Origin of the sequence: Desulfonatronovibrio magnus, from assembly GCF_000934755.1 — a bacterium.
GTDB classification, from domain to species: domain Bacteria; phylum Desulfobacterota; class Desulfovibrionia; order Desulfovibrionales; family Desulfonatronovibrionaceae; genus Desulfonatronovibrio; species Desulfonatronovibrio magnus.
The window spans coordinates 19,153-29,648 of the sequence record NZ_JYNP01000062.1 but is presented as its reverse complement, the minus strand read 5'-3'; the positions used below and the strand labels follow the sequence as shown (position 1 = coordinate 29,648).

Genomic DNA, 10,496 nt, shown 5'->3' with positions numbered 1-10,496 from the left:
CAGGGAGAATAGTACAGCTCTTCTAGTCGATCTCTGCCCGGCAACCACCAGTCGGAATGCCCAGCCAATGAAAGGCCGGATGCATAGCTCATGGCCGCATCCCAGTTCATTGGTCCAGCCGTTGCTTTCTGCCACATCAGTCCGGTTCCGTTATCCGTTACTGTTCCGTCTCCATTGTCCACGCACCTGTCGGCAAAGGCCGTGCCTGAAAGGACCAGCCCGGTCAGGCAGAGTACGAAAGCCATGGTTGCAACCGCGTAAAGCTTTTTCATGATTTTTTCTCCTGTTGAGGTTGGACAGTTATGGTCTTGCATCTCTTTTAGCACTATTCATGCCATGAATAAAACTGTAGAAATCCAATATATTACAGAAAACGCCAACCGCTTAAAGCCGCACTGTTTGCGCCCACTTGGTTGGCACTGCCAGGATTCTTGGCGATCCGAGTGATGTCCGGAAGCTGTTCCGGTGTCGTGTTCGAATTGGATAGGGTCAGGTCTTGTTTTTCAACTTATCTCGTTCCTTTTTGATGATCCTGCTGACAGTGGCATAATGAAGCCCGAGTTGCGCGGCAATAGACTGGGGATGGTCGCCGTCACCCAAAAAGATATCTGATCGAGCATTCCCCCGAGCAGTCACATGGTAGAGGGCGCCGAAATCCATCCAGGTGGCGTCCACCCCGTGCTCTTGCAGCCGCTGCTTGTAGGTTTCGATGACCCCGTCAATGGCCAGGATACGATCCGAGCGCACGGTCAGGAAGTTCAGGCCGTAAAGGTTCTGGTCCTTGCGACTGGCCGGTATGACCGTGTAGCCGAGGTCCTGCTCCAGGAAATCCTGAAAATTCCGGTCGGCCATGGTCTTCACATAGACCCCGTCCCGCAGTTCGTAGAGATCCACCAAAGGAACCATCATTGGGTCCAAATCACGCCGTGCAGGATCTCCTCGCCCGGAGTATGCATCAGGATCACCCGGGGCAGATCCCACTCGGCCCGGGCGCCGACCTGGACCTTTGCGGACAGGTCCTGACGGGCCAAGGCCACGGAGCCGGACAGCAACAAGAATACGAGAAAAATGGCCATCCCGCGCAAGACGATGGACACGGCAAATCGAGCTTTGGTTTTCATCTGCTTTCCTTTCGAGGGGACATGTTTCGAGGGGACATGCTGGTTCAATGGTTGGTTGCCAATGTTGTCGGAAATCGGGCCGTCAGAAAGGCGGCACACGAGCCTTGTCCCCCCGCATGCCGAGGGGTTTTCCGCATAGTCCGAGGTGTTCCTATTTCAAAAGTGAACCACCCGGTGGTCAGAACACTTCTCCGAGTATGCACCGGGCGCTGCCTCCCCCCACTGCTTCGATCACCGGGATGTCCACGGGCAGGAGAGCGCCGAATTCGGCCAGAGTGGATTTTTGATCCGCTGTGAAATGATCAAATGAGCCGGAGGAAGTCGCATAAAACCTGGCAGTAAGCACTTTCTCTCTGGGCATAAATATAGTTTGCACCTTTTAAAGTACATTGTCAACATAAATAAAATAAATTGGCAAACTAATCCATTCCAGTTTACCTGTGAAGCAGAAAGAGGAATGAAATTGGGTGAAATTGAGGACAGGTTCTTTAAGTTGCATTTTCTACCATATTTCGCTACATTCCCTTCAACCCAACAACCACAAGCCCTAACAGAGGTTTAACATGCCAAGAATTGCCAGATTTATTCGAGACAACCAGCCTACAGTCTACCATATAATATCCCGTACTGCCCAATGAAGAAGGTATCAGGAGTCAGCCTCCGGCCCATAGGGGCCTACGCCCCGGTGGGGGGGCAGGAGACAGAAAGATGGGAGTGCAGTCAGCCAAGGATTTAATTGTTTATCAAAAGGCATACAAGCTGGCTATGCATATATTTGATATCAGCAAAAAATTTCCAGATGAAGAAAGATATGCTCTGACAAGCCAGATCAGACGTTCATCACGTTCAGTGTGTTTGAATTTGCGTGAGGCATGGCTTCCTGCTCGTAGAGGTGTAAATGTACTATGTATATGCAATAGAGAGTATCAAAACAAAACGAAGAAGAGAGTGGGGACAGGTTCTTTAAGTTCTCAATCCAGCAACCACAAGCCTTAACGGAGGTTATGAACTTGAACATGGCTGTGAAACATCAGCAAATTGCTCAAAGGTCTCATTAAGTCCTTGTCTCGCTGACTTACACCCTATAACCTGCAACCGATAACAGATAACCGATAACAGATATCTAAATATGATGGTCAGGTCCGACCCCTAAGGTTTTGGACATTGAGCAGGAAAATTTGGGACAAACAGGAGAAGCAACCATGGCACCCAAAATCTTTGAATCAGGCAATGGAATACGTTTCGCTTTTCTTTTGGTATTGATTCTTTTTCTCGCCACCGCCTGTGGCGGCGGATCATCGGACGGTTCAGGGGATGGCGGCGATCTCCAAGCCGGATATCAGCGGGCCGTGGCTGATGCTGTTGTAGCCGAGCCGGGAGAAATCGTGGCCACGCTGACGCCCATCGCCGCGTACAACTCCGACCTGATCTGGGAAGGTAAGCCGGGGGCATCGCGGGTGCTGATGGTTTCCTGGGTGGGTGGCGACTACTATGACAATTCCGTGGGCCAGGACTACATCCTGCCTGACTGGCTGTGGCTGTGGGTGACCGCAGTTCCGGAAATACAGACTTTTTTCGCGCCCGGGCCTTCTTTCAGCGAATCAATGCTGCAGCTCAGAGTGGCGCAGCTCCTGGGCATGCCCCCGGATACTGAGAACACCAAGTTTGTCGAAGTCTGGGTTAATCCCAATGACATGGCCCGCCCCTGCCCGGACCCGGAAATAACGGACACGGTTTGCGAGCTGGATTTTCCTTTGCCCCGCTTCCAGGAACTATCTCCGGAATACAGGCAGTGGTTCGAGGCCAACCAGGCCTCCAGCTATGGGGGGAGTCATCCTTATCCCTGGACCCGTCTGGGATATACCTGCGACTGGTATCAAGGGCAGGGGTGCGACACCGGGCTCAGCGAATTTGTGATCTGGCCGGGTTCCACCGTGGGCGTCCGGTCGGTTCGAACCACCTGGGATTACCTGAATCCGGTGCAATAACGTTGAGTAAATAGTAGTGTTGACGGTCAAAGAAGGCAAGGGTCGCAAAACGACTCTGCCTTGACAGGATTCAACTAAGTTTATCCTGATATTTAAAGCGGATTTTAATGCCCGCACTCCATAAATCTAAGGGACAGGTTCCTATTTACACTGGCCAACCTTCCCCATGAGCGTTTTGCGCTGGTCCTTTCCGACATCTGACCCCTGATTTCTGACCTCTGTTCTTTGGGAAAAGGGGTATCTTTTAAGTATTTTCAAAGATTCAGGCTTGATTTGTGTTGATTATTCTGTTCAAACTTCACAGGAAATAAAAACCGATACCTGGATGAGTTTTGTTCTGCGAAAAAATATTTTTCTTTGCTGAATATAATTATTGCATTTTCTTTTATCAGCGTAAATCAGCGAGATCAGCGGTTCAATGTCTTCTGCTTTCATATCAAAAGCAAAGAAAAGAATTTTAGCCGCTGATTGCGCAGATCTCCACAGATTAAATGAGACTTTTATCAGCCATAATCAGTGTTATCAGCGGTAGCGATTTTTGTCCGAGAAACAAATATCAGTGGGATAAAACCAACAAGCGTAACACTTATATTCGTGACAAACCCTGGGCAGCGTCCGGGGGCATAGATCAAATGAAAGACCGGATGGCACTTTAAGTGTTTTTACATGATTGACGACCTGCACGAATTTGCAATATTTGTATGTCAGGAGAAAAGAAATGTTAGCTGTCAGACTGCCTGAAGACATCGAAAAAAAACTCGTTGATCTGGCTGAAAAAACGGGAAGAACAAAGACTTATTATGCCCGTGAAGCAATCATTGAGCACCTGGAAGATCTGGAAGACTATTACCTTGCGGTACACAGGTTAGAGAACCCGCCTGAAAGGACCTGGTCCTTAGAAGAGCTGGAGCAGGAAGTTGATCTGGAAGGTTGAATCTGACGAGAAAAGCAAGTTGCTTATGTAATCAGTAGTGTCCGGTTAACTCACCGATGCTTTGAAAAATGTGCACGTCCTGTCAGTCTGAAAGCTATTTTGCTGAGGAAGCTATGCAGAAAAATCAAGGAAGCGAGTTTGAAGGACTCGTGTTTCAGGAGCACAAAGACCTCCCTGAAGTTGAAACAAATAAAACCATAAATCCGAAAATCATAATTATTTCCGGACCAAACGGTGCAGGTAAAACCACCTTTGCACAGGAGTTCCTTCCTGGTGAGGCAAATTGCCTCACATTCATCAATTCCGACCTGATTGCCGCCGGGCTGGCCCCATTTAATCCTGACAGCGCTGCATTTAAGGCCGGACGCTTGATGCTTGAAGAAATTTTTGCAAATGTTGGTAAATTGCGCAGTTTTTCTTTTGAAACAACCCTGAGCGGGCGTTCATATTCAAGGCATATTCCTGAGTGGAGATCTGCCGGGTATAAGGTCAAGCTTTTTTATCTCAGACTGGCAACGCCTGAGCTGGCAATTGTCAGAGTAAAAAACAGGGTTATGATGGGAGGTCATGATATTCCAGAATATGTTATCCGCAGGAGATTTGTCAGGGGCTGGGAAAATTTCGAAAATATATACAAGAAAATTGCAGATGAATGGGCTTTGTATGATAATTCAGGAGAAGGGCCAATAATCATAGATGAGGGGTAAATTATGAAAACAACGCATAATGAGTTAAAGCCTGAAAAAGAGCGTGACATTGATATGATAAACGCTGAAGCCGCTTTAAAACGGGCATCCAGGAGGGCCAGAGAAAGGGCATGGTCCGCTGGTGTCGGGGTTGTTTATCTCAAAGACGGAAGAATTGTGCAAGAAATGTCTGATGGTACTATTAGAATGGAGGAACCCGGAGTCGGACCAGCTCAAGTCATTGAATAGCTGAAGAAAATCTCCAAAAAAGGACTGATTTTGGCTTTAGAACAACGGATCATTGATAACTTCCGGTCCAGGTCGGAAGGCTGCAGGGCCTTTATTTTCATATAGGCAAGTCTTTGGGATCAGTGGTTTATCCGCTGAGTAACCGTGTTTACCGGTTTTACGTAATACGTGATTCAGGTAAGTTTGATATGGTCAGCATTGCTGACATTAATGTTTTTGGGCGAACTGGTCAGTACTGGAGCGCAGGCGACAGATAGGCGGCCTGTACTTTGAGCACTCAGGTCGGTCTGAGAACAAGGAAAACTGGCCGAACTTGATCAGTCCTGGACGGAGCATACTGTAATACCCCCGTCCTCATGAGCAACCGATTCTACCACACCCATGCCCAAGATTATTTCAACAAGACCATAAAGGTCGATCCTTCCTCATTTCTCCTGCCTCTTGTAGAACACCTTACACCTGGTTCAAAAGTTCTGGATATCGGATGCGGATCAGGCCGCGACATGCTCTGGCTCAAAGAGCGCGGTTTTGACTGTACAGGCCTGGAACGCTCCCCTGACCTGGCCGCCCTGGCCAGGGACCATACCGGCCTGCCCGTGATTGAAGCTGATTTTGAATCCTATGACTTCAGTTTGATGAACATGGACGGGCTCCTGCTCATCGGCGCTCTGGTCCACCTGCCACATGAGCGCTTTTCACCTGCGCTTTCAAATATTCTCAAGGCGTTAAAGCCTGGCGGCCACGCCCTGATCACCATGAAACAGGGGCAGGGCAGGCAGGAAGCAGATGATGGCAGAATGTTTTTCCTTTGGGAGAAGGGGTATCTTTTGAGTATCCTCAAAAAAATGGGCTTGATCTGTCTTGATTTTTCTGTTCAAACTTCACAGGTAAGAAAAACTGATACTTGGATGAGTTTAGTTCTGCTGAAAGAATTTGAACAATAATTTTGACCTCATACCTGGGATGGCGGTCCTGATCATAGAGCCTCAAACTTTGAACCCGACATTGCATGAGTATTGATTATCTTAACAAGCTGGCCCGGCTGCGTACTGATAAAAACCGCAATCGCTGGACCGAGGCCACTACCTTCCGCGCCCCGCACAAGCCCTTTCTGCTTTTGTCGGTTATGGACATTGCCGCCCAGAGCGAACTGACTTCTCCATTTATTGAGCCCACCTTTGACCTCATTGAACGCTTTGCCCGCTACTGGAGTCTGATCATGCCAGTTGGAACAACAGGCAACATGGCTTATCCTTTTTTCCATATGCAGAGCGAGGGTTTCTGGAAGCTGGTGCCGAAGCCCGGTATGGAAAATGAAATCAAAGACAGAATCACTTCTTCAGTAACCCGGCTGAAAAGTATAGTCGTGGGAGCTGAAATTGATCAGGAACTGTTTCTGCTCTTTTCAGAACATAAAACCAGGGAAGAACTCAGGGCTGTTGTTTTGCATACTTATTTTTCTCCGGAAATCAGGCAGAAACTTCTGCTGGAAGCATCAGAAAACCAGGAGGCTTTTGAATACAGTCAGAAGCTCCTTAAGGCCGCAGAAAAGATCATGTCCTATGGTTCTGAAAAACCCGCAAGCATAAGAGACCAAGGGTTCCGCAAGGCGGTCATGACCCTGTACGCTCACCGCTGCGCCCTGTGTGGCATCCGCATGCTTACCCCGGAAGGTCATACAATAGTTGAAGCAGCCCATATAAGACCCTGGTCAGATACAAATGATGATCGCCCGGCCAATGGTATGGCCCTTTGCAGGCTCTGCCACTGGAGTTTTGACCGGGGATTCATGAGTGTGGGCAGGCAATATGAAGTTCTGATTTCCCCTTTGTCCAGGCAGGAACAGAACAATCCCGGTCCCATCATGACCCTGGAGCAGAGGCCTATTTTCAGGCCTTCGGATGAAAAGCATATTCCGGATCAGGAGTGTCTGGGGTGGCATAGGAAAGAGGTGTTCAGGAAGTGAGTCTATAACACTTTGCAATTAAACATGAAACACATCCACGTAACCTGCGCAATTATTGAGCTAAATGGTCTGGTCCTGGCGGCCAGGCGCAGCTCGTCCATGCATCTGCCCCTGAAATGGGAATTTCCCGGGGGCAAGATCAGGGCTGGGGAAGATCCAGGAGACTGCCTAAAAAGGGAGATTATGGAAGAACTGGACCTTGAAGTTGATATTGCTGATCAACTATCTCCTTCAACACATACTTACCCCGACTTTATTGTTACGCTTTATCCTTTCATCTGCAAGGCAACGACCTCCGGATTCAAGCTTGCAGAACATGCAGAAGCTGCCTGGTTCCCGCCGGACAGGCTTGCCGGCCTGAACTGGGCCGAGGCTGATCTGCCGGTCCTTGATGCATACCTTGCAACGCTTGAGAGAAAGAGCTGATGGCCAACAAGCTTGCTTATGGCATTTATGACGCCCTGCTGGATAACCGCCTCCAGAGCATACTGGACCAGTATCCAGAACTGCGAACAGTTCTTGGAAAAATAGATACAGAGGAACAGCCGGCCAGGTATGCGGATCTTGTGGCCAAAGTGGTCAGGCAGGTTCTGCGTGAAGAAACCGACTCAGACAAGAGAACTCTGATTTGCAACGCTATTCTTGCTCAACTGTATGATGGCACTGAACAGCAAGTAAACATAAGACAACTGGTTTCGGGTAAAAAGCCAGTTCTCTTGGAGATAACCCCTCCCAATTATGCAAGGTCAGGCATTCCCAGGCCCCACACGCCAATGTTTGAAAGCAGTCTTTTTACAGGTTCCCCTCGTGACCCTCAGTTAGTCCACGAACTTTTGGCCGAGATGAAATCCGCAGATTCGGTGGATATTCTGATTTCCTTTATCAAGTGGTCAGGGCTGCGTTTGCTCATGCCTGCTTTTGAAGATCTGCGGGACCGTAGAGTGCCTGTGAGGCTCATTACCACTTCTTATATGGGTGCATCAGATGCCCCTGCCGTGGAGTGGCTGTCCCGTATGCCCAATGTTCAGGCCCGTGTTTCATATGATACGCAGCGGACCCGGCTGCATGCCAAGGCTTATTTCTTCAAGCGAGATTCCGGATTTTCCACGGCCTACATCGGATCAGCCAACATGTCCCACGCAGCTATGACCAGCGGCCTGGAATGGAACCTGAAAGTCACTGAACAGGACATGCTGCATATCCTGGAAAAATTTACTGCAGAGTTTGAAACTTACTGGAACAGCCGTGAGTTTATACCCTTTGATCCGGATGATCCCGGGCAGTTGCGCGAAGCGATCAGCAGGGCAAGAACCTCTAAGACCCGGGCTCAGGTGTTCTTTGACTTGAGGCCACACCCTTTTCAGGAGCGTATCCTGGAAGAGTTGGAGCGGGACAGGAACATCAATAATCAATACCAAAACCTGGTTGTAGCTGCTACCGGGACCGGTAAGACAGTAATTGCAGCCTTCGATTTCCATCGTTTTTTCCAGAAAAAGCAAAAACAGGCCAGGCTGTTGTTTGTGGCCCATCGCCAGGAAATTTTGGAACAGGCTTTGGATACCTTCAGAAATGTACTTAAAAATCACAATTTTGGCGATCTTCTCGTTGGTCAGCACCAAGCTGAACAAGTAAATTATCTTTTTTGCTCAGTGAACATGCTTATCAACAGAAGGCTGTGGGAACAGGTGAGCAGGGATTTTTATGATTTTATCATCATTGATGAGGCTCATCACGGCACAGCAGCCAGTTATCGTCCAATATTCGACAATTTTGAGCCTGAGGTGCTTCTGGGCTTGACCGCAACACCGGAACGTATGGACGGGGAAAATGTGCTGGCTGATTTCGGAAATCGCATAACTTCAGAGATCAGGCTGCCTGAAGCCCTGGAAGAAAAACTGCTTTGTCCGTTTCACTATTTTGGTGTGGCTGATCCCATTTCTCTTAATGAGGACCGTTTCTGGCATCACGGCAGATATAACGTGGCTGAACTGGAAAAAATCTATACCGGTGCTCACGTCCAGGCCAGGCAGCGCCTGGATGTAGTCCTTGAGGCTCTGAAACGATACGAACCAGAGCTAGCTCAGATCAAGGGAGTCGGATTTTGTGTATCCATCAGGCATGCACATTACATGGCTGATATGTTCAGCCAGCACGGCATACCTTCAGCAGCGCTGGTATCCGGAATAGACAATAATCAATGCGCCAGCCTACTTGAACAGCTAAGATCTGGAGAGCTTACTTTTCTCTTCACTGTGGATAAGTTGAGCGAAGGAGTGGATGTTCCGGACTTAAATGTGGTCCTGTTTCTAAGGCCCACAGAGAGCCTGACAGTTTTCATGCAGCAGTTGGGGCGAGGTCTGCGTCATGCACCTGGAAAGGACTGCCTGACTGTGCTGGACTTTGTAGGCCAGGCTCACAGGAAGTACCGCATTGATACAAAATTGAAAGCCTTACTTCCCAGGCATCGCTTTTCCATTGACCGGGAAGTGGAGCTGGATTTTCCACATCTCCCCCCTGGTTGTTCCATTCAGCTGGATCGGATATCGCGCCGACATGTACTTGAAAATATCCGCGAAAATTTGCGTAACCTTAGAGTGCAGATCCCTGAGCGCCTCCAGACTTTTGAAAACGAAACCGGAAAGCAGCTGACCTTTGGCAATTTTATCACCCATCATGATTACGAGCCGGAGCGCTTGCTGGTCAAAGAGACCTGGAGCGGCTGGAAGTCAAAAGCGCATTTATCACAAATACCCACTGATCCTGACCTGAACCGCTTAAAGAAAGCCTTGGTAAGAATTGCTCAGATAAATGGACCCCGAGAAATATCCAGGTTGAGAAGAATAATTGTACACTTGCAGGATAAGCAGATTGCCCAGGCCCTTTCAGTTGCCGGGGATTCAGTCATTTCAATTCATTACAGGATCTGGGCAGCCAACGCTGGTAACTTGGACATGTTCTCGCTCGAAGATTCGTTCACCAAGCTTTCCAAGAATCCCACTATCCTTGCTGATATGGACGAAATACTTGCCTGGGCTGCCAATACTTCAAAGATCGAAGGCAAATCACTGAATCTCCCTTTTGAGAACTGCTTGGAGCTTCATGCCAGGTATACCAGTCGAGATATCAATGCCGCCCTGGGACTGGCAAATCTGGATTCAACAGGTCCGACAGGCATCGGTATATTGCATGCCCAAACAATAAAAGTCTATGCCCTGCTGATCACATTTCAAAAAACAGAGCACGAGTTCTCCCCAACCACTATGTATGCTGACTATCCGATAAGCAGGAATCGAATCCATTGGGAGTCCCAATCTACCAACACACAAATGGGTCAGGCCGGCCAAAACCTCATCCATCATCGAGAAAAGGGCTATACTGTGCTTTTCTTTGTCCGGGAACAAAAGAAAAGCCTCGGCGTTACCATGCCCTTTACTTTTTTGGGGCCTGGGGACCTGGTAAGCTATGAAAGCGAACGCCCCATCAAGATGGTCTGGGACCTGCAGCATCCCATGCCAGTGGAGATGTTTGAGAATAATAGGCTTGGTGGATAGT

General features: G+C 48.7%; 14 protein-coding genes. 10 read left to right on the top strand and 4 right to left on the bottom strand.

From position 1 onward, the window contains the following. The 4 genes from LZ23_RS08045 to LZ23_RS08030 form a co-directional block, all read right to left on the bottom strand. A partial coding sequence (locus LZ23_RS08045) for an Lcl C-terminal domain-containing protein (RefSeq protein ID WP_045213124.1) occupies positions 1 to 272 on the bottom strand: 272 nt, incomplete at its 3' end. 217 nt (positions 273 to 489) lie between these two features. Continuing rightward, positions 490 to 909 carry a hypothetical protein gene (locus tag LZ23_RS08040; RefSeq protein ID WP_045213123.1) on the bottom strand — a complete coding sequence of 140 codons (420 nt, stop codon included), beginning with the start codon at positions 907 to 909 and terminating at the stop codon, positions 490 to 492. After that, a complete protein-coding gene (locus LZ23_RS08035; RefSeq protein ID WP_045213121.1) occupies positions 906 to 1,121 on the bottom strand; it encodes a hypothetical protein in 216 nt (71 codons plus the stop codon). The genes LZ23_RS08040 and LZ23_RS08035 overlap by 4 nt, the downstream gene beginning before the upstream one ends. A 178-nt stretch (positions 1,122 to 1,299) precedes the next feature. Then, positions 1,300 to 1,482 carry an arginine deiminase-related protein gene (locus LZ23_RS08030; protein WP_045213120.1) on the bottom strand — a complete coding sequence of 61 codons (183 nt, stop codon included), beginning with the start codon at positions 1,480 to 1,482 and terminating at the stop codon, positions 1,300 to 1,302. 347 nt (positions 1,483 to 1,829) lie between these two features. Between LZ23_RS08030 and LZ23_RS08025 the strand changes: the two genes are divergently transcribed. The 10 genes from LZ23_RS08025 to LZ23_RS07985 all read left to right on the top strand — a co-directional run bounded on the left by LZ23_RS08025 (position 1,830) and on the right by LZ23_RS07985 (position 10,495). Further along, on the top strand, positions 1,830 to 2,117 hold the full coding sequence (locus LZ23_RS08025; protein WP_084590949.1) for a four helix bundle protein: 288 nt from the start codon (positions 1,830 to 1,832) through the stop codon (positions 2,115 to 2,117). 206 nt (positions 2,118 to 2,323) lie between these two features. Then, positions 2,324 to 3,109 (top strand): hypothetical protein, encoded by a 786-nt coding sequence (locus LZ23_RS08020; RefSeq protein WP_045213118.1) that lies wholly within the window; start codon positions 2,324 to 2,326, stop codon positions 3,107 to 3,109. A 491-nt stretch (positions 3,110 to 3,600) separates the two neighbouring features. After that, positions 3,601 to 3,765 carry a hypothetical protein gene (locus LZ23_RS23935; protein WP_157493130.1) on the top strand — a complete coding sequence of 55 codons (165 nt, stop codon included), beginning with the start codon at positions 3,601 to 3,603 and terminating at the stop codon, positions 3,763 to 3,765. A 62-nt stretch (positions 3,766 to 3,827) separates the two neighbouring features. Then, on the top strand, positions 3,828 to 4,043 hold the full coding sequence (relB, locus tag LZ23_RS08015) for a type II toxin-antitoxin system RelB family antitoxin (protein WP_045213117.1): 216 nt from the start codon (positions 3,828 to 3,830) through the stop codon (positions 4,041 to 4,043). A 113-nt stretch (positions 4,044 to 4,156) separates the two neighbouring features. Beyond that, on the top strand, positions 4,157 to 4,750 hold the full coding sequence (locus LZ23_RS08010; RefSeq protein WP_232300440.1) for an ATPase: 594 nt from the start codon (positions 4,157 to 4,159) through the stop codon (positions 4,748 to 4,750). A gap of 3 nt (positions 4,751 to 4,753) precedes the next feature. Further along, positions 4,754 to 4,978, top strand: a complete 225-nt coding sequence (locus LZ23_RS08005) for a hypothetical protein (protein WP_045213115.1) — start codon at positions 4,754 to 4,756, stop codon at positions 4,976 to 4,978. Positions 4,979 to 5,334: 356 nt separating this feature from the next. Continuing rightward, positions 5,335 to 5,922 carry a class I SAM-dependent methyltransferase gene (locus tag LZ23_RS08000; protein ID WP_045213114.1) on the top strand — a complete coding sequence of 196 codons (588 nt, stop codon included), beginning with the start codon at positions 5,335 to 5,337 and terminating at the stop codon, positions 5,920 to 5,922. Between the two features lie 65 nt (positions 5,923 to 5,987). Further along, positions 5,988 to 6,944 carry an HNH endonuclease gene (locus LZ23_RS07995; protein WP_045213112.1) on the top strand — a complete coding sequence of 319 codons (957 nt, stop codon included), beginning with the start codon at positions 5,988 to 5,990 and terminating at the stop codon, positions 6,942 to 6,944. A gap of 24 nt (positions 6,945 to 6,968) precedes the next feature. Continuing rightward, positions 6,969 to 7,370, top strand: coding sequence for a (deoxy)nucleoside triphosphate pyrophosphohydrolase (locus tag LZ23_RS07990; RefSeq protein ID WP_045213110.1), 402 nt, complete (start codon positions 6,969 to 6,971; stop codon positions 7,368 to 7,370). Beyond that, entirely contained in the window at positions 7,370 to 10,495 is a 3,126-nt protein-coding gene (locus LZ23_RS07985; protein ID WP_045213108.1) for a DEAD/DEAH box helicase, read from the top strand. Before LZ23_RS07990 ends, LZ23_RS07985 begins: the two co-directional genes overlap by 1 nt. The last annotated feature ends 1 nt before the right edge of the window (position 10,496 follow it).

Bases quoted from the DNA above. Each gene is read 5' to 3' on its own strand.
- LZ23_RS08040 (WP_045213123.1), bottom strand. From the start codon at position 909: ATGATGGTTCCTTTGGTGGATCTCTACGAACTGCGGGACGGGGTCTAT.
- LZ23_RS08035 (WP_045213121.1), bottom strand. From the start codon at position 1,121: ATGAAAACCAAAGCTCGATTTGCCGTGTCCATCGTCTTGCGCGGGATG.
- LZ23_RS08030 (WP_045213120.1), bottom strand. From the start codon at position 1,482: ATGCCCAGAGAGAAAGTGCTTACTGCCAGGTTTTATGCGACTTCCTCC.
- LZ23_RS08025 (WP_084590949.1), top strand. From the start codon at position 1,830: ATGGGAGTGCAGTCAGCCAAGGATTTAATTGTTTATCAAAAGGCATAC.
- LZ23_RS08020 (WP_045213118.1), top strand. From the start codon at position 2,324: ATGGCACCCAAAATCTTTGAATCAGGCAATGGAATACGTTTCGCTTTT.
- LZ23_RS23935 (WP_157493130.1), top strand. From the start codon at position 3,601: ATGAGACTTTTATCAGCCATAATCAGTGTTATCAGCGGTAGCGATTTT.
- relB (WP_045213117.1), top strand. From the start codon at position 3,828: ATGTTAGCTGTCAGACTGCCTGAAGACATCGAAAAAAAACTCGTTGAT.
- LZ23_RS08010 (WP_232300440.1), top strand. From the start codon at position 4,157: ATGCAGAAAAATCAAGGAAGCGAGTTTGAAGGACTCGTGTTTCAGGAG.
- LZ23_RS08005 (WP_045213115.1), top strand. From the start codon at position 4,754: ATGAAAACAACGCATAATGAGTTAAAGCCTGAAAAAGAGCGTGACATT.
- LZ23_RS08000 (WP_045213114.1), top strand. From the start codon at position 5,335: ATGAGCAACCGATTCTACCACACCCATGCCCAAGATTATTTCAACAAG.
- LZ23_RS07995 (WP_045213112.1), top strand. From the start codon at position 5,988: ATGAGTATTGATTATCTTAACAAGCTGGCCCGGCTGCGTACTGATAAA.
- LZ23_RS07990 (WP_045213110.1), top strand. From the start codon at position 6,969: ATGAAACACATCCACGTAACCTGCGCAATTATTGAGCTAAATGGTCTG.
- LZ23_RS07985 (WP_045213108.1), top strand. From the start codon at position 7,370: ATGGCCAACAAGCTTGCTTATGGCATTTATGACGCCCTGCTGGATAAC.